The 20,538-nt window shown below is 31.9% G+C and carries 10 protein-coding genes; all 10 read right to left on the bottom strand.

All coding sequences use genetic code 11. The features are described 5' to 3' along the window. Positions 1–65: 65 nt before the first annotated feature. The 10 genes from pepN to EV697_RS03865 all read right to left on the bottom strand — a co-directional run bounded on the left by pepN (position 66) and on the right by EV697_RS03865 (position 20,384). Positions 66–2,669: an aminopeptidase N gene (gene pepN, locus EV697_RS03910; protein WP_132022856.1), complete on the bottom strand. Its 2,604-nt coding sequence runs from the start codon at positions 2,667–2,669 to the stop codon at positions 66–68. A gap of 173 nt (positions 2,670–2,842) precedes the next feature. Further along, a complete protein-coding gene (locus EV697_RS03905; protein WP_132022854.1) occupies positions 2,843–5,302 on the bottom strand; it encodes a glycogen/starch/alpha-glucan phosphorylase in 2,460 nt (819 codons plus the stop codon). A 93-nt stretch (positions 5,303–5,395) separates the two neighbouring features. Next, positions 5,396–6,838: a glycogen synthase GlgA gene (gene glgA / locus EV697_RS03900; RefSeq protein ID WP_132022852.1), complete on the bottom strand. Its 1,443-nt coding sequence runs from the start codon at positions 6,836–6,838 to the stop codon at positions 5,396–5,398. Between the two features lie 92 nt (positions 6,839–6,930). After that, positions 6,931–8,238 (bottom strand): glucose-1-phosphate adenylyltransferase, encoded by a 1,308-nt coding sequence (gene glgC, locus EV697_RS03895; protein WP_132022850.1) that lies wholly within the window; start codon positions 8,236–8,238, stop codon positions 6,931–6,933. A 57-nt stretch (positions 8,239–8,295) separates the two neighbouring features. Beyond that, complete coding sequence (glgX, locus tag EV697_RS03890) at positions 8,296–10,284, bottom strand: glycogen debranching protein GlgX (protein WP_132022848.1); 1,989 nt, start codon at positions 10,282–10,284, stop codon at positions 8,296–8,298. A 29-nt stretch (positions 10,285–10,313) separates the two neighbouring features. Beyond that, entirely contained in the window at positions 10,314–12,503 is a 2,190-nt protein-coding gene (glgB, locus tag EV697_RS03885) for a 1,4-alpha-glucan branching protein GlgB (RefSeq protein ID WP_132022846.1), read from the bottom strand. Positions 12,504–12,515: 12 nt separating this feature from the next. Then, on the bottom strand, positions 12,516–14,609 hold the full coding sequence (malQ, locus tag EV697_RS03880) for a 4-alpha-glucanotransferase (RefSeq protein ID WP_132022844.1): 2,094 nt from the start codon (positions 14,607–14,609) through the stop codon (positions 12,516–12,518). Between the two features lie 132 nt (positions 14,610–14,741). Next, positions 14,742–15,182 carry a YcgN family cysteine cluster protein gene (locus EV697_RS03875; protein WP_132022842.1) on the bottom strand — a complete coding sequence of 147 codons (441 nt, stop codon included), beginning with the start codon at positions 15,180–15,182 and terminating at the stop codon, positions 14,742–14,744. A gap of 323 nt (positions 15,183–15,505) precedes the next feature. After that, entirely contained in the window at positions 15,506–18,427 is a 2,922-nt protein-coding gene (locus tag EV697_RS03870; RefSeq protein WP_132022840.1) for a type III restriction-modification system endonuclease, read from the bottom strand. A 1-nt stretch (position 18,428) separates the two neighbouring features. Continuing rightward, positions 18,429–20,384 (bottom strand): site-specific DNA-methyltransferase, encoded by a 1,956-nt coding sequence (locus EV697_RS03865; protein WP_176672789.1) that lies wholly within the window; start codon positions 20,382–20,384, stop codon positions 18,429–18,431. Positions 20,385–20,538: the final 154 nt, after the last annotated feature.

Genomic DNA, 20,538 nt, shown 5'->3' with positions numbered 1-20,538 from the left:
TATCTCTCTGGATAAGATTAACGATAAAAAAGTGCGGTATTTTTTACCGCACTTTTAGGATAATATTATTGTAATGCTTTTTCAATTTTCTCAAATAAATCTTTCGATAAATTTTCAACCGCACTTATTCTTTCTAATGCCCTTTTCATTAAGGTTTGTCTTTGTGCACTAAAACGCGAAAAATGAATTAATGGCTCAATTAATCTAGAGGCTACTTGTGGGTTTTTCTCGTTCAATTTTAATAAAATATCGGTTAAGAAACGGTAACCCGAACCATCAATATTATGAAATGCTTTCAAATTATGACTTGCAAAACTACCAATTAAACTACGAACTCGATTAGGATTATTAAAATTAAAACTTGAATGATCCATTAAATGATTTACTTGAACAAGTACATCTTCATCTGGACGAGTTGCTTGTATCGCAAACCATTTATCCATTACTAAACCATCATGTTGCCATTTTTCTTCAAAATCTTTTAATAAACTATCTCGACAAGGTAACATTGCTTTTGTTGCACAATTCAATGCTGCAAGCGTATCCGTCATATTATTTGAATAAGAATAATGTTTATTAACTAAAGTATTACCTAAATTAGTATAAGCAAGATAACTTAGGCAAACATTACGTAATGAGCGTAATGCGATATCTTCTTGAGTAACACGATATTCATCAAGATTAATGCCATTATAAATCTGTAACAATAGAGATTTTAAATTATCAGCAATGGTCTGCACCATAAAATGACGAACAAAGCTGATACCGTCAGGATCTATCGTTTTAAATGATTCGGCAAATTCTGTTTCTTTAGGTAACATTAATATTAATGCCGTTAATGCTGGATCTTGTTGATAATTCTCCAACACTTTAGAAAGTGCATTTAATATTTCTGGTGAAAAATCAAGCACTACATTTTGTTGATAGTTAATTAAGTTACGGCGTAACTCTTCTGTAAACAACATTTGAGTAACATCCCAACGAACAAAATCATTTTTTGCAAATTGTAATAATTTAATCAGTTGTGATGTAGAATATTCATAATCAAGCTTTACTGGTGCGGAGAAATCACAGAGTAAAGCTGGAATAGGTTTAGTGTAGATATTATGAAATTCAAAGGTTTCTTCTGTTTGAGTAATGTGTAGAACATCACTGATTTGCTCTCCATCACGTAATAATGTTTGTGTAATGCCTTTATCATCATATAACGCTATTTTCAAAGGAATATGTAAATTGACTTTTTCCATTTGATCTGCTGTAACAGGTGTCATTTGTGAAACAGTCAATTTATAAATATGATTTTTCTCATCATACTTATCGGTAATAGTTAATTTAGGTGTTCCAGATTGGCTATACCAACGTCTAAATTGAGTTAAATCAATTCCTGAAGCTTTTTCCATCGCATTAACGAAATCATCACAAGTTGCCGCTTTTCCATCATTTTCATTAATATAAACTTTCATACCAGCTTGGAATTTTTCTTCTCCCAATAAAGTATGTAACATACGAATAACTTCAGCACCTTTTTCATATACGGTTACCGTATAGAAATTATTCATTTCAATCACTTTTTCAGGGCGAATTGGATGTGACATTGGCCCTGCATCTTCCGCAAATTGTGAGGTTCTTAAAAATTTAACATTGTTAATTCTATTTACACCTCTCGAACCAACATCAGAGGAAAATTCTTGATCTCGAAATACCGTTAAACCTTCTTTTAAACTAAGCTGAAACCAGTCACGACAAGTTACTCGATTACCCGTCCAGTTATGAAAATATTCGTGAGCAATAACACTTTCAATACCTAAATAATCATCATCTGTGGCTGTTTGTGAATTGGCTAAAACATATTTAGAATTAAAAATATTTAATCCTTTGTTCTCCATTGCTCCCATGTTAAAGAAATCAACGGCAACTATCATATAAATATCTAAATCATATTCTAAACCAAATCGTTCTTCGTCCCACTTCATTGAGGTTTTAAGGCTTTGCATTGCCCAATCAGCACGATCTAAATTACCTTTATCAACATAAAGCTCCAAATTAACTTCTCTGCCACTTTTAGTTATGAACTTGTCAGAAAGTAAATCAAAATCACCAGCAACTAATGCGAATAAATAACTAGGTTTTGGAAAAGGATCATTCCATTCAACCCAATGTTTATTATTTTCTAACTCACCACTTGCAATACGGTTTCCATTTGATAATAAATAAGGGTATTTTAATTTATCCGCCGTAATTTTTGTTGTATAGCGTGCAAGGACATCAGGTCTATCTAACATATAAGTAATTTGACGAAATCCTTCAGCCTCACATTGAGTACAAAGCCCATCGCCTGATTGATAAAGCCCTTGTAAAGAGGTATTTTCACTCGGTTTTAAATTAGTCACTATTTCAAGTGAAAATTCTTCAGCGTTAACACTACTTAAATCTAAAACTAAACTTTCTTTATCCTGCTGATAATGATTAAAATCTTGTCCATTTAATTTAATTGATGAAAACTGGAAACTGTGTCCATTTAAATGTAATTTTGTACTTTCTGGATTAAGTCGTTGATATTGGCTTGTTGCAGTAACAACAGTTTTTTGTGGATCTAATTGAAAATCAAGATGAATATCTGTTACTGTAAAATCAGGTGCTTTGTAGTCTTTTCTATATTTAGCTTGCATAAAAAAACCTAAGAATGTATGCGAAAAATTGTTGTTAGAATATGACTTTTTAAGGGATATTTCAAGTAATTAACACATTGATTTAGTGATTATTCATAGATAAAAAAACAAAAAGGTACAATAATTGCTTACTGTACCTTCAATTTTAAACAACATAGGTTGAATTTAACTGATTAATGTTTTAATGGTTCTACTTTCCAAATTTTTTCAGCATATTCTTTAATCGTACGATCTGATGAGAAGAAACTCATATTTACGATATTTTGTAATGCACTTTCAACCCAAGCAGCCTGATCTTTATATTTTTCATCAACTATATATTGTGCTTCAATATATGATCGATAATCTGCAAAAGATTGATAATAATCATGATATCTTAATGAATCAAGTAAATCACGATAGCGATTTGGATCCGTCGGTGAAAAATATCCAGATGAAATTTGGTCAATCACAAAACGTAATTGTTCATCTGATTGATAAATATCAAATGGACGATAATTTTCTTTTCTTAACTGCTCTACTTGTTCAACCGTATTACCAAAAATAAAGATATTGTCTTTACCGACATTTTCAAGTATTTCAACATTGGCTCCATCTAATGTTCCCAAAGTTAATGCACCATTCAATGCAAATTTCATATTACTTGTTCCTGATGCTTCTGTTCCTGCAAGAGAAATTTGTTCTGAAATATCTGCAGCTGGAATAATCATTTGAGCAAGGCTAACACTATAATTTGGTATGAATACTACTTTTAAACGACCTTGTAAACGTTCATCATTATTAACAATATTTGCCACATCATTAATTAAATTAATTGTTTGTTTTGCTGCATAATAAGCTGAAGCCGCTTTTCCTGCTAAGATAAACACTCTTGGAGTCCAATCTTTCTCTGGATTTTTTAGCATCTCATTATAGCGAGTTACAATATGTAATACGTTTAAAATCTGACGTTTATATTCATGAATACGTTTCACCTGTACATCAAATAAAGCGTTGGGATCGAGATCTATATTAAGGGTTTTCTTCACATAGTTAGCTAAACGTATTTTATTTTTACGTTTAATTTCTGGAATTGCTTTTTTCACCTCAGGATCTTGAATATGTGCCTTAAAGGCTTCAATTTGGCTTAAATCACGACGCCATTCTTTTCCTATATATCGATCAAATAAAGCAGATAAATCAGGATTTGCTACCGCAATCCAACGACGTGGTGTAATACCATTTGTAACATTGGTAAAACGTTCAGGATAAATACGTGCAAAATCAGCAAATGTGGAAGATACCATTAAATCAGAATGAATTGCTGCCACACCATTAACTTTATGCGAACCAACAACGGATAACCACCCCATTCTTACTTTACGGAAATGGCCTTCTTCAATAAGTGAAACTCGTCTGATGAAGTCAACATCATCAGTAACATTATCTTTTACATATTCCAGGAAATATTCATTAATTTCAAAAATAATTTGTAAATGGCGTGGTAATATTTTTGCCATCATTTCTACTGGCCAAGTTTCTAACGCTTCTGACATCAAAGTATGACAAGTATAAGAGAAAATGCTACAGCACATCGTCCATGCTTTTTCCCAACTATAACCTTCTTGATCAATAAGAATATACATCAATTCAGGTATAGCTAATGCTGGGTGTGTATCATTTAAGTGAATAGCAATTTTATCTGCTAAATTATCAACAGTATTATAAGTACGCTTATGACGTTTAATAATATCTTGTAAAGAAGCAGATACTAAGAAATATTCTTGACGTAGTCGTAATTCTTTTCCAGCCCAAGTGGAATCATCAGGATAAAGTACACGAGAAACATTTTCGTTAGTTGAACGCTCTTCAATAGCGCCAAAATAATCACCTTTATTAAAATCACTCAGATCAAATGTATTTCCAGCATGAGCACTCCATAGACGTAATGTTGCCGCTGAATTATTTTTATATCCTGGGATCATTTGATCATAAGCAAGTGCAGTAATTTCTTCACCATTTTTCCAAATACATTTTTTCCCTTCGAAATAAATATGTCCACCAAAACGAATATTAAAACGTTTAGATGGTCTTATAAATTCCCATGGTGCACCTTTTTCAAGCCATGCATCAGGTTTCTCTACTTGATGACCATCTTCAATTTTTTGTCTAAACATACCATATTCATAACGAATACCATATCCCATACCCTGTATGCCTAATGTGGCAATAGAATCCATAAAACAAGCAGCTAATCGCCCTAATCCCCCGTTACCTAAACCAGGGTCAACTTCTTTTTCTAAAATTTCTTCAAGATCAACTTGTAACTCAGATAAGGCATTTTTTGCAACATCATAAATATTCTCTGCAATAAGTGCATTTGATAATGTTCGACCAATTAAAAATTCCATAGAAAGGTAATATACTCGACGCGCTTTTTCATCCCTTGCCGCTTTTGCATTGGCTATCCAACCTTCAGTAACAAGATCCCGAACAGCATATAATGTGGCATTAAGCCAGTCTCGTTGACTTGCTTCTTCTGGCGAACGCCCAATCGAAAATATCAATTTATAAACAATTGCACTTTTTAAAAATTCTGTATTCGGTTTAGGTCCGTTATAAGGGAAAGGAAAATTACTACGTTCCACTGTCATTGCTATTTAGCTCCTAATTGTTCAAAATAAAATCTGCTTATTCTGTAATAAATAAAATAAAAAAACAATCATTTTACGCTTATAAAATTAGCATTAATGATCACGACTTAATTTTTGATAAAGTGCATTATAATGAGTTGCCGAGATTAACCAACTGAAATCTTGTTGCATTGCATTGCTTCTTACACTAGACCATGTACGTTGTTTTGCCCATAATAAGAAAGCATTTTTTATCGCTCCTGATAATGACTTAGGTGTTGCATCATTAAACACAAATCCTGTCGCTGATCGAGATTTCACATTGTCTTCATTACTGTCAACAACAGTATCAGCTAAGCCACCTGTTGCACGTACTAAAGGCAATGTGCCATATTTTAATCCATATAATTGTGTTAATCCGCAAGGTTCAAAACGGCTTGGTACTAAAATAACATCACCACCAGCTATAATTAAGTGTGATAAAGCTTCATCATAACCAATTTTTACTGCGATATTTTCAGGATAAGTCTCTGCCAAATGTCTTATTCCATTTTCTAAATGCGGTGATCCTGAACCGAGAATAACTAATTGCCCACCTTCCTGTGCTATATCTTTAGCACTCTCAATTAATAAATCCACACCTTTTTGTTCTGTCAATCTTGTTACCATTACAAATAAAAGTGCGTCTGATTTTCTAGGTAAATTGAAATATTCTTGTAATTTTTTTTTATTTTTACGTTTACCTGTCATTGATTTTAATTTGTAATGATCTTTAATATAGGTATCATTATTTGGACTCCAAATTTGATCATCAACACCATTTAAAATACCATATAACCTATCTTGATGTTGTAACGTGTTTAACAATCCTTGTAGCCCGTAAGCAAACTCTGGCGTAGTAATTTCTCTTGAATAAGTAGGACTCACTGCCGTTACTGCATCGGAATAATAAAGTCCAGATTTCAAATAAGATATTTGTCCATGTAACTCTAAGCCATCAATATGAAACATGGTTTCTGGTAAACCTATTTCAAATAAATGATGGTGCGAAAACTGTCCTTGATAAGCTAAATTATGAATAGTAAATACGGATCTAGCAGGACGTCCTTTATTAAATAAATAAGCACTCGTCAAACCAGCATGCCAATCATGAGAATGCACTAATTCTGCTCGCCACCAACTATCTAGTCCTGTACTCAATTCAGCACCAACCCAGCCTAATAAAGCAAAACGTTTATAATTATCCGCATAATCATTATACCATTGATCATGATAAGGGTTTCCCTCTCTTGCATATAAATGTGGTGCATCAATGAGATATATCCCTAAACCATTATATTCTCCATAACGTAGTATCACATGCCCCGCAAAATTATCAAATTCCGAAACCACCACTGTGTTTGGTATTCCTGCAACAATAGCAGGATAAGCAGGCAAAAGTACTCTTGCATCAATACCTATTTCCTTTTGAGCAAAAGGTAGCGCCCCCATTACATCTGCTAACCCACCTGTTTTAAGTAAGGGATATAATTCTGAACAGACATGTAATACTTTCATTTTAATAATCCTTTTATTTTTAAATTCATTTTTTAATTGATAAAGTGCGGTAAAAAATATCTGAATTTTCTACCGCACTTTCAAGACTAAAATTAATCTAAGTGTTTTTCTGAACTTACTTCAGTACCTGATAATTTTTTAAGCATTGCTTCTGTTACAAGAATAACTTTTCCTGTGCTACTTACACGAAAACGCTTACGATCCTCTTCTGGATCTACACCTATGTGTGTACCGTCAGGTATGACACTATGTCTATCTATAATACAATTTTTTAGGACACAATTTTTACCAATAGTTACCTCTGGCAAAATAACACTATAATCCACACTTGAGCCTTCTTTTACTTTTACATGATCAAATAAGACAGAGTTACTAATAGATGCATCAGTAATCACACAACCACCAGAAATTAATGAGTTATCCACTGGTTTTACATTAGTATTTTTATAGAAAAACTTAGATGGATAAGTTTGTACTGGGTTACCACGAATTGGCCAACGCTTATCATAAATATCTAATTGAGGATTTTCAGACACTAAGTCAATATTCGATTGCCAGAAACTATCTAAAGTTCCAACATCACGCCAATAAATTTCACCTTCTGTATTTCTACCCATACAAGAACGGCTAAATGGATGCGCATATAGTACTCCTTCTTCTAATGACTTAGGTAAAATATCTTTACCAAAGTCATGTGAGGTATAAGGTGTATTGACTTCTCTATCTAAAACATCATATAAATAATCTGCATCAAATACATAGATCCCCATTGAAGCAAGTGAAGTGTCAGGTTTTCCAATCATTGCTGGGGGATCCTTAGGTTTTTCAATAAATGATTTTACTTTTAAATTTTCATCCACTGCCATTACACCAAATTCTGATGCTTCTTTACGAGAAACCTCAATACAACCGACCGTACATTTTGCACCACTTGAAATATGATCTAATAACATTTGGCTATAATCTTGTTTATAAATATGATCACCAGCAAGAATAAGCACATATTTAGGACAATAATGATTACGAATTATCGCCATATTTTGATAAACGGCATCTGCAGTGCCACGATACCACGTTGAGTTATCAATTTGTTGACGTGCTGGCAACATATCCACAAATTCACCTCTTTCTTGAGGTAAAAAAGACCAGCCCTTTTGTAAGTGACGTAATAATGAATGTGCGGCATATTGTGTTACCACACCAATTCTATTTAACCCAGAGTTAATACAGTTCGATAATGCAAAGTCAATAATACGGCGGTTTCCCCCAAAATATAAAGCTGGTTTAGCTCGTTTATCGGTTAATTCATGAAGTCTTGAACCACGTCCACCAGCTAAAATTAATACTAGGGTATCTTTAACTACTTCATATTTATTCGGTGATTTTGTCATACCATTCATATCTACTCCTTTCCTTTGTCACTAAGAGGTTAAACTAAAACAATTCATTGAATTATTTTATTTTTTATGCAAGACACATAGTGCAAGATTTTCCACAATAGCGAAATTATCTTGTAAAGAGGTGACTGCACTGCCAGATAAAATATCCCATTCCTTTGAAAGGAAAGGTAATGAGAAATTTTGAGATTCTTCTTTTCCATTTACTAACAATAGCCATTCTTCATTTAATAAAATTTGAAATGCCTTGTCTTTTCGATTATTCCAATCATGAATTTCCATCAACTGCCCTTGTGAATTAAACCAACTCACCGTTTCATCATTCCACCAACTATCTTCATTCAAAAGTGTAATTCTCTTTCTTAAGGCAATTAAACATTTTGTGAATTGAAATAATTCATCATTAAAATCTTGCCATTTTAACCAAGCAATTTGATTATCTTGGCAATAAGCATTGTTATTACCAAATTGGCTATTTCCAAATTCATCGCCTGCCAATAACATTGGTGTACCATTTGCAAGTAATAAACTAGATAAGACACTTATAGAGGTTAAAAATCGTCTTTTTTCAACAGATTCTGATGCACCGATACTTCCCTCAAATTCATGGTTATAACTGTAATTTTCATTACGCCCATCTTGATTATTTTCAACATTATCAAAATTATGTTTTTGGTTATAACTCACTAAATCTCTTAACGTAAAACCATCGTGTGCAGTAATAAAGTTAACGGAATTATGTGGTGATCGCTCACCTTTTTTATAAATATCACTAGAACCTGCAAAACGTTCAGCAAAAGCACCTAATTCTCCGCTTTTCCATAACCAGAATTTACAAATATCATCTCTAAAACGATCATTCCATTCAGAAAAATATTCTGGAAAATTACCTACCTGATAGCCACCTTCACCAATATCCCAAGGTTCTGCAATAAATTTACAATTTCTCAAACTAGGTACAGCTTCGATTTCTTTAAACAATAAAGCTTGCTGATTAAAGTATGGCGTTTCTCTGCCTAATACAGATGCTAAATCAAAGCGAAAACCATCAACATGGCATTCTTCCGCCCAATATCTCAAACAATCAATAACCCATTTACGAGCAACTTGAGTAGAAAGATTAAGCATATTGCCACAACCTGTCCAATTAATATAATCGCCATTTTCGTTATACCAATAGTAAGTTTTATTATCTATTCCGCGTTGACAAAATGTTGGATAATTTTTTTCAGATTCAACTGTATGGTTAAAAACGACATCTAAAATAACCTCAATACCTGCTTGGTGTAAGGTTTTTACCATTGTCTTAAATTCTGTTAATGCGGTTGTCCCTTTTTGCTTTGACCAGTATTCTGATTCAACCGCAAACATAGCTAATGGACTATATCCCCAATAATTATGTAACCCTTTTTCTTGTAGGTGAACTTCATCCAAATGATAGTTTATTGGTAATAATTCAATTGAAGTAATACCTAGCTCTTTTAAATAATTAATAACATTTGGATGGCATAATCCTGCGTAAGTACCACGAATTGATTCTGGTAAGTCATCTCGTAACTGAGTAAATCCTTTAATATGAGCTTCATAAATAACAGTCTTTGCCCAACTTATATTTGGCTTTGTTGTTTTTTCCCAGTCAAAGTCTGTTTCAGTGATCACTGATTTTGGTGCAAATTCTGCATTATCTCTGGGATCATCTTGTAAAAACCATTTTCTTGAATCTTCGGAAGATAAATCAGGTTTGCCAATTACCATTTTTGCATAAGGATCTAACATTAATTTATTGGGATTAATTAAGCTATTATCATCGTCACTCAATAATCTAAATCCATATTGATCGCCATAATCAACATTAACAACAAAAATATGCCAAATATTATCTGTTCTCTGCATCGGAATACGTCTTTCAGGTTGATTTTTACTAAAAACACAGAGTTCAACAGAATCCGCTAAAGACGAATAAAGTGCAAAATTAAATCCCTTTACCCCTTCTTTATCAGAAGGAGTACAACCTAAAGGGTAAGGCATTCCAATCATTGTATCTATCATTACTACTTTCTTTTATAAAATACGACTTATTATTTATTTAATTTTAAATATATTGTTGCCAATGGTGGTATGGAAACGCTAATTGAGTGTTTTTTGTTATGTGATTCAATTTCTTCAGTCCATACTGCACCCAAATTACCAACATTTGATCCCATATAAAACTCTGAATCAGAATTTAAAATCTCAATATATTCACCCGCTTCATTAACACCAATACGATAATTATGACGTGGTATTGGAGTAAAATTACTAATTACAATAATTTTTTCTCCAGAACGACTACGACGTTCAAAAGCAAACACAGAATTTTGAGAATCATCTACTACTAACCAATCAAATCCTTCAGGACTAGTATCAAGTTCAAATAGTGCATTATTTTCACGATAAGTGCGGTTTAAATCTTTAACAAAATCTTGCACACCTTTATGCCAACCGCCACCATTTACCTCATCTAATAAGAACCAATCAAGACTCTCTTCATAATTCCATTCTCGACCTTGTGCAAATTCATTTCCCATAAAGAGTAATTTTTTACCTGGATATCCCCACATATAGCCATAATAAGCTCTTAAATTAGCAAATTTTTGCCACGCATCACCAGGCATTTTTCCTAGTAGAGAAGATTTACCATGAACTACCTCATCATGGGATAAAGGAAGAACAAAGTTCTCTGTATATTGATACACCATACCAAAGGTCATTTGATCATGATGGTATTGACGATAAATAGGATCTTTTTGCATATAAGATAAGGTATCATTCATCCAGCCCATATTCCATTTATAATGGAAGCCAAGCCCACCATCTTCTGGTGGTGCCGTAACGGCTGGGAAAGAGGTTGATTCCTCAGCGATTGATACAACACCAGGGATTTCATTACCGATAACGTAATTAGTATGTTTTAAAAACTTAATAGCCTCTAAGTTCTCTCTACCACCATATTGATTAGGTATCCACTCTCCTTCTGCTCGACTGTAATCTCGATAAATCATAGAAGCAACCGCATCAACTCGAATACCATCTAATCCAAAACGTTCTAACCAATATAACGCATTACTTGCAAGATAATTTCTGACTTCATTACGACCATAATTATAAATTAAAGTATTCCAATCTTGATGATAACCTTCTTTTGGATCTGCATGTTCATAAAGTGCTGTACCATCAAAAGCTACTAATCCATGAGTATCACTTGGAAAATGGCCTGGAACCCAATCCAAAATAACATTAATACCTGCTGCATGTGCTTTATCAACTAAACGTTTAAAGGCTTCTGGTGAACCAAAACGGCTCGTTGGTGAATAAAGCCCAATAGGTTGGTAACCCCAAGAACCATCAAATGGAAATTCAGAAAGTGGTAAAAACTCAATATGGGTAAATCCCATTTCTTTTACATAAGGAATAAGTTCATCAGCAATTTGGTCATAATCAAGCCAATAATTATTTTCAAGGTTACGACGCCATGATCCTAAATGTACTTCATAGATAGAAATTGGTTGATCGAATTGATTGGCTTTTTTACGTTTTTCTGTCATTTCTACTATTTCAGGTAATGCACTTACCTGTGAAGCAGTATCTGGACGAAGTTGAGAACTAAAGGCATAAGGATCAGCTTTTAATCTTAATTGACCATTACAATCTAAAAGCTCAAATTTATATAATTGCCCTAGTGAAACTTTAGGTAAAAACAATTCCCAAACACCTGTTGATAAATGAAGACTCATTGGATTGCGACGACCGTCCCAATAGTTAAAATCTCCTACTATTGATACCCTTTTGGCATTTGGTGCCCACAAACGGAAATTTACCCCTGACACACCATCACATTCCATAAAATGAGCCCCTAAAATTTCATAAGGGCGATAGTGAGAACCTTCTGACAATAACCAACTATCTAATTCAGAAACCATTGGGTGAAAGCGATAAGGATCTTCTATAATTTGCCGTTCATTTCCCCAGCTTACTTTTAATTGATATTTAAAAAATGTCTTTTCATTAGGGATAATTGATGCAAAAAATCCCCGATCATCAATCATATCTAATTCACATACCGTTTCATTTGTATCTGTATTAATTACTAATACTTGAGTTGCATCTGGTAATAAACAACGCACTTCAATACCATTGTCTGTTTCATGCATTCCCAATACAGCAAAAGGATCGGAATGAACTCCATTAAAAAACGCATTAATTACCGCTTGTGATACTAATTGAGTCATAATAATTCCCGCCTATTTTTGTCTTGCTTGATTAATTCTATTAAAGAACGAAATAATGTGTTCATCATTTAGTGCATCTTCTAAAGTTCTACACAGTTTTTTACGCCAATTCGGATACTCTGTGGATGTCCCAGGTAAATTAAATACTACTTCTTGTTCAAGTAAATTTTCTAATTGAACACCAATTAATTTTGTTTGGCTTTCTGCTAAATATTGATGAATAACCTGATTTAAATTATCGTGCATTGCCATCGTTAACGCATCTCCCCAATAATCATTTGGAAGATAATTATCTCGATGTAAAGTATTTAATAATGCTTGTTTATCTATAACACGTTGATCATATTTTTGTTTTAAAATATCCCCTTGTAAGATATTCAATCCACCAAATAACTCGAGATCTCGACAATGCCAAAAACTTGCCAATGATGGAACATCATGCGTTCCCACCGTAGCAAAAGCGTTCAATGGAAAATGTTCTACTTTAGGATATTCGTTATTACCTTGTTCAAAATATAAAACAAAGTAAGAGAAAATAGACAATTCACTTAATTTTGACCGCACTTCATCAGGTACAGTCCCTAAATCTTCACCTATAATTAAGCAATGATTACGCTGACTTTCAATGGCTAAAATTGCCATCAATGCCTCAAAAGGATAATGTACATAAAGTCCATCAGCCGCACCTTTACCTTCAGGAATTAGCCATAAACGGAATAATCCCATAATATGATCAATACGCAGCACCCCAAAATATTGCATATTCGCACGCAACAAATCAATGAAAGGTTGAAAACCTCGTGCTTTTAAAACTTCAGGATTATAAGGTGGAATATTCCAGTTTTGTCCCACAGGACCTAAAGGATCAGGTGGTGCACCTACTGATGCTTTAACGCAATAAAGCTCAGGATCAGACCAAACATCCGCACTACCACGAGAACTACTAACAGCTAAGTCACCATAAATGCCTAATTGCATACCTAGGTTTTGACAAAGTGTTTGTATTTCATCAAGTTGAACACTAGTCAACCATTGCAACCACATATAAAATGATATTTCATCTTGATATTGCTTGATTAAATTATCACGTTGTTTTGTCGTTAATTCTTGCAATTTTTTCTGCCAACCTAACCAACCAATTTGATTTTCATCTTCTGGTAGTTGCTGATGTTCTTGCTTATCTAAAACATCAAATAACGCTTGATACTTTAATCCTATACCTTGTTCTGCAATAAAGTTCTCAAAAGCAGTTTTTCTTGTTTTAATTTTTGCTGATTTACTACGATTAAAGAATGCAAATAGCTCCCTTAATACCTGTTCTTTTAAACGGTTAACTTGTTCATAATTTACCGTATCTTGTTGACGAAGCTCGGCGAGTTTTTCTTGAATATGTACTTGATTAAACCAATTTTGAACAGATTTACAGAGTTTAAATTCTGGTAATGTATCAATCGCCAAATATAAGTAATTTAACCAACGTCTTGAAGAGGAACTGTAAGGACTAGCCCATTCTGCAATGGCAGGATAAAGCAAATGCAATGGATTAATGCCAATAAAATCAATACCAAAAGGTGCAGACTTACGAACCAAATAATCCAAATCAGCAAAATCACCAATTCCCCAATTTCGTTCTGAACGTAAGCTGTATAGTTGGATATTCAATCCCCACGCTTTTTTATGAGAAAAAATACTTGGCTGATATGCAGTTTTAGGACTAACAATAATTTTTATTTTATAGATTTGTTGATTTACTTGCAGTTCTAAATGGTAATAACCATAGCCAAGCCCAGAAAAAGTGATTTTTCCATTTGAAATCGCTTTTTCCTCCTGAAATAAACAATGATTATGTTCATCATATAATTTAAAACTAACTGAAATATTAGATGTATTTTTTAATGGATATTCAAAGGAAGTATTTTCTTTAACGACAAGAACGTCATCAAAACGATTAATTAACTGATTAGAATGCGGTTTTGATTGTAATAAATTGGTAAAGTATTCAAGACTGGCTGGAGAGGCAAAAATTAAGTTTCCGTCAATATCATAATGCGATACTGCGATGCCAACCTCTTCTGCATTTTTCCGTAATTGCACTATATCATTCATATAATTTTCCCAACAACAATAATACTGGAGAACTATATTCATTCTATACAGAACAAAGATGAAAGCAATTTGTTTTATGCCAATTAGTGATCTATCTCTCAAAAAAATATAGATATATTTTGGTATTGAAAATTAATTTTCCTCGATGACAAAGTCAAACCAGTCAATCACATCACACTCATGAATACCATTTTCTATCATTACATGAGCCAATTTCACTGATTTAGAATTACCAGAAATAAGAGGATGCCAATCAAATAAAGGTTTATTTTCATAAAGCAAACGATAAGCACAAGTTTTAGGTAGCCAAGCAAAGTCAGGTAAATTCTTTTTGGTTAGTTTGGTACAATCATCTTCTATCTCAAAACGCTTTAAATAATTACCGCACTTCCCTGTTTCAAGATCTAATAAATTACAAGCAATACGAGTAAAATACAAACGTTCTCTTTTCCCTCTCCCTTCTATAAATTTTCGATAGCAACATTTCCCACAACCATCACACAAAGCCTCCCACTCCACTTCATTCATTTCAAGTAGTGTTTTATGTTCCCAAAAATTTTTTTCTAATGTCATTGTAAATAGTCTATCGTTTTGTTTATAGAATATAATGGTTTCGATTATAATCGAAATGTTTTAATTTTTATAACTCAATTTAGATTATAACTGAAAATTAATACCTAAATGATTAAGTATAAATAAGATATTTTATAAGAGAATTATTTATGTTTTATATATTTTGAAGGGAATAAATTTGGATTTTTTATAAATATCTTACTAAGAAATAATATATAAGACTAATAAAAAAGTGCGGTTAAATTTTATAAAATTTTTATCTTTTTTTTACTTAGAGGCAATCCTAAATAAAAGGCGACTTAATGTCGCCTATATTCTAATAATTACAATAAATTCTTAATTAGCTCAACAATTCTATCTTGATTGAATTGTGTTACAAACTGAATATTAAATCCCTGTTCAAATTGTCGAAATAATTTTTCTGCGTGTTTAATTTTACATTTTTCTTCTTGCCTTAATGAATCGTTACCATCAACACCTTTACTTTCAACAACTAAATTTAATACATCCCCACTCTCTTTTTTGATAATATAAGCGAAATCAGGGGAATAAGTTCCACCACCAGCCACAGGAATTTTAATTGAGTTTTTAGGAATTTTCGTGAATACGGTTACCTGTTTGATCTCATTACTGACAATATTTTCTTTTTCAATATCACTATCATAAAAAACACTATCAAAAAGATAACTTTCAAGTGGTGAAATAGTTTCTTCATTTTGCATACCTAAATCAGAACTATTAACTTCATTAAGCACTTTGCCCTCCTTATCCGTAAATTTTGTGGGGTGAACTTTATTATCAATACGATTAAAAGAAATATTGAAGTCAGTAAAAGAATGAAATAGTAAAAAACGATTAAAACCAGATTTAATTCCATTTATGGTTTGAATATTAAGAAACTGACTAATCTCAATTTCATCTTTTACTTGATAGAAAGCCTTGTGTAAGGTTGATATTTTTATAAAAATCAGTTGCGATAATTTTCTCAAGAATTGACCGTAACCCATTTCAATAATAGGTTCAAAATGATATTCAGCGATATTTTCGTTCCCAACAATTTGAGCTTGGTTATGATAAATCTTCACCCCTTTTTTTACTGTTTTTATTCCTGTTTGAATAAATTTTGAAGTATTTTGTTTCAAATACTCAGTAAATAAATCCAAAAATTGTTCTTCATTTTTTATGTCATATTGTAGAATGACTTTTTCGTTGATTTTCTCCCACAATGCTTTTAATTCATCATATTTTCCAGTGCGTATACTGACCTTATGGCGATTCTGTTTATTAGCAAAAGCTATTTTGCCATCTCTTAATTCATCTACGCAATCAAATGCGTTAGGATAAAGTTGCTGAATTTGTTGAAAACTATTGGATTGAATAAATTTTAAATCATCATCAATTAATTTTTGGTTATTACAATCTAAAATAATATTGAGTTTTTTCTTATCAGGATAAGCATCAATAATTTTATCAATCAATTCATCAGATAATTTATGATAAATTTTTTCTTGTGGTTTATTTTTGTTAATTTCATTAGTTAGTTTTTCTACAAAATCTTGTTCTGTATTATCTACAAAATAATTTAACTTAAATAAGGTATCTTTTACTCGCCCTCCATATTCATTGACAGGTAAACGAAGTCCACGTCCTACTTCTTGCAATTTACTTGTTTCACTCCCACTTGAACGTAATTTACAAATACCAAAAACATTTGGATTATCCCAACCTTCTCGAAGTGTCCATTTGGAAAAAATAAAACGTCTAGGGTTATCAAAGGACAATAAAGATTGTTTATCGTGCAATATTTCAAAAACTTCTTGTTCTATTTTTTCGTCTTTATCGCTATTATCTTGTGAAAAATAACCTCCGTGCGTGAGCGATAAATCTTCAAGCGTTTTTTGTAAATATTTTTTATATTCTTTATCTTGTTCTTGAATTAAACATTGTTCAATCTCTGATTTTAAGAATTGTTCAAACTTCTGTTTTAAACTTCCAGCTAAAATATTTCCATCACGATAGCCTTGAATATCATCAATGAAAAATAAAGTCAGCGGTTTAATTCTACCGTTTGGTCGAGTAAATAATTCTCGTTCTAGCTTAAAATGTTCCTTAATAGCAAGACGAATCATTTTGTCGCTTAATGTTTGAGAATAAGAATAAGAATAGGGATTAATAGAATCTCCTTTTTTCATCTCAATACCATTACTCAATACAACCGTACTTTTATTCATAGTATCAATGTATAAATCACTAATTTGATGATGTAATACACTTAAACTTGCTTTTTTATCCAGATAATATTTTTTATTTTTTACATCAAAAACTGCTTGATTATTTACAATATCCATAAGTTTTATTCTGATACCATCATCACTTTGTATCTCTTCCATAAATACATTTACACCTTTAACTAAATCCTGATTAAAAGCATCAATAGCAGTTAAACGATAAAGTAAATTACGATAATCGACAGTATTGTTTTTTAATATTGGAAATGTTGCACCATAACGAAGAATAAACTGCGGTCGGAATTTTAAAATATTTTGCCAAGTTTTATTATCTGATTTAAATTTATGAGGTTCATCAAGAATAATGAAAGGCTTAATACTAGCAATAGCCTCTATTGGTTTATGAAATTGATCCTTAATCAAACAACTACCATCATTTCCCTTATCTGTTCCCGCCATTGTGTCTGAATTAATCATTCCTTGATTAATCAATAAAATATGAATATTTTTTGAATTTTCCGCACTAATAAAACGAATAATATCTGTTGAAATACTATATTTTTTACTTTTAGATTTTTGACTTTCTACAATATATAATTCAATTTCGGCATCATCATAATTACCCGCAAAATCTAATTGAAAATGTTTTTTTAGATCTTCGCTTTGCAAAAAATTTTGTGTTCCCGCTTTAATGGGTAACGTTGGAACAACAATGACAAACTTAAATATACCTAACTGTTTATGTAATTCAAACATTGTTTTGGTATAGGTATAAGTTTTCCCTGTTCCTGTTTCCATCATAATGTCTAATACATTTGATTTATCAAAAGAAACATCAATCTGATTTCTTTTTTGAATTTGTGTTAAATTCTGCGTAAAACTCTCATCATTAATAATAATTGAGGGATTTTCACTACTCGCATTTAATTTAATATCTGCATTTTCAAATACATTTAAAATTGCTTGTATTGCCCGTTCTTGATGCGGTAGATTTTTTTCGTAATTAAAGCTAGCCATATTAATATCTCACTAATAAATTGATCGCTAAATTTTTTTTATTTGTGTAACTTTCTAAAGCTTGCTGTAATTCTTTTTGTTTACTACTTTCAATATGCTCACCATAAAAAATAATACGATTCGGGCTAAAATCATCGTTTTTATCCAACATTTCTATGAGAATTTTAATTTGTTCGCTTTCAAAATGAGGGTAAATTAAGTATAAATTTTTACCACATAAATAAGCGATATAATCACCAAATTTTATTGTTATAATTTTTTCTGTGAGTTTTTCACCATCATATAATCGCCACGATGTAAGTAATGTTTGATATTCTTGATCATTAAATTGAATTTTTGGAAACATTTCCTGATTTAATGATAACTCGTTTTCTTTTAAACAAAAGTTTTCACAAGTTTTATAAATTTTAAAACCAAAATCCCCTTTTATCTCGGGATTTTCATCAAGAATTTTTTTACTACTGCGAATAATACGTTCTTTAGTTATCTCAAAAATAGTCGGATTTTCCACACCCAATTCATTTTTTACAAAATCATAAGCAGTTTTATTTTTCTTTTTCTCACCATTAATCTTTTCAGGTAATTGAACTAAAATAAATTGACGATTGCCACCATCCTCAGAATTAAGTTGCATTACCGCATCTGCGGTTGTGCCAGAGCCAGCAAAGAAATCTAGGATGAGATCGTTATTATCACAAGACATTTGTATTAAATAATTTAATAATTGTACTGGTTTAGGATTTAAAAAAATCTCTTTTTTTGCTCCAAATAAACTTTTAATTTCAATAGTAGCCTTCTTATTACCATCTATATTCGTTAAAAGATTAGATATTTGTTTTGTCCTTCCTTCTAAATAAAATTTGACATAAGGAACCCATTTTGATTTTTTATATTCTCCTATAGAAAAATTTGGTTCTTCTTTCTCTATCCACTCTATCATATTTTCTTTAACCAAATCATTATAGCTATTTCTACTACATCTCCATCTACTTAGATAATCTTTTCCAAAAGGATATACCATTAATCCATCTGGAGAAGAAACAGGATAAAACATATTTTCCCTATCCTCTTTTCTATCTTCATTACCTGTTTTTCTTAGTTGTAATAACGAATAACATCCTTTTTTATCTTTTTTATTAAAACGTTTGATATCCTTCTCTTCTAAAGAAATACCTCTAATAGAAAAATTTCCCGTTTTAGAATAAATTAAAACATAGTCAAGAGAACTACCTATTTTATTAGCATCCTGTCCTGTTGTTGTTCCTGTTCCTCTTGATATTTCTCCTACAAAATTCCCTTCCCCAAAAATCTCATCACAAAGCAACCGTAGTTGTGCTACTTCATTATCATCAATGGAAATAAAAATAACGCCATCTTCCTTTAATAACTGTCTTGCTATATAAAGACGTGGGTACATAAACGTTAGCCACGCACTGTGAGAATTGGATTTTTTATCGGTAAAATCTAAAATTCGTTGAGCTTCATCAAGATCAATCCCTACTAATTCACTTAATTGTTCTTTGCTAAATTTACGGTCATCTTGATATACAAAGCCATCCGATCCCGTGTTATAAGGGGGATCAATATAGATCATTTTAACTTTTTCTTGATACGCATTCTTTAAGTGTTTTAATACTTCTAAATTATCACCTTGAATAAGTAAGTTTCCACTATTTTGATTTTCAACTTTACTATTATGTTCATTATCTTCAGCAATTAATGTTTCAGGTGGTAAATCTCGTAATAATTTTGCGTATGACTTGCCTAGCCAATTTAAAGAATAATATTCTTTATTAATCGTAATATTTGAGTTTTTAAGAATGGAATTAAACTGTTCCAATAAAAAATTTCCATTTTTATCAAAACAATTAGGAAAATATTTTTTTATAATACTTATATCAGTATTTTCAGTGTTTTTATTGTTTTCAAATAGTTGTTCTTGTTGTATTTCTATCATCTTAAACCTCCCATAGCATTTGAGAGGAAGATAGAATTTATGGTATAATTAGGCTTGTAGGCTTGTAGGCTTGTAGGCTTGTAGGCTTGTAGGCTTGTAGGCTTGTAGGCTTGTAGGCTTGTAGGCTTGTAGGCTTGTAGGCTTGTAGGCTTGT

Source organism: Bisgaardia hudsonensis, from assembly GCF_004345785.1.
Classification (GTDB): Bacteria; Pseudomonadota; Gammaproteobacteria; order Enterobacterales; family Pasteurellaceae; genus Bisgaardia; species Bisgaardia hudsonensis.
This window is presented reverse-complemented; position numbering and strand designations above follow the sequence as displayed.

Coding starts and splice junctions, on each gene's coding strand:
- pepN (WP_132022856.1), bottom strand. CDS start 2,669: ATGCAAGCTAAATATAGAAAAGACTACAAAGCACCTGATTTTACAGTA.
- EV697_RS03905 (WP_132022854.1), bottom strand. CDS start 5,302: ATGACAGTGGAACGTAGTAATTTTCCTTTCCCTTATAACGGACCTAAA.
- glgA (WP_132022852.1), bottom strand. CDS start 6,838: ATGAAAGTATTACATGTCTGTTCAGAATTATATCCCTTACTTAAAACA.
- glgC (WP_132022850.1), bottom strand. CDS start 8,238: ATGAATGGTATGACAAAATCACCGAATAAATATGAAGTAGTTAAAGAT.
- glgX (WP_132022848.1), bottom strand. CDS start 10,284: ATGATAGATACAATGATTGGAATGCCTTACCCTTTAGGTTGTACTCCT.
- glgB (WP_132022846.1), bottom strand. CDS start 12,503: ATGACTCAATTAGTATCACAAGCGGTAATTAATGCGTTTTTTAATGGA.
- malQ (WP_132022844.1), bottom strand. CDS start 14,609: ATGAATGATATAGTGCAATTACGGAAAAATGCAGAAGAGGTTGGCATC.
- EV697_RS03875 (WP_132022842.1), bottom strand. CDS start 15,182: ATGACATTAGAAAAAAATTTTTGGGAACATAAAACACTACTTGAAATG.
- EV697_RS03870 (WP_132022840.1), bottom strand. CDS start 18,427: ATGGCTAGCTTTAATTACGAAAAAAATCTACCGCATCAAGAACGGGCA.
- EV697_RS03865 (WP_176672789.1), bottom strand. CDS start 20,384: ATGATAGAAATACAACAAGAACAACTATTTGAAAACAATAAAAACACT.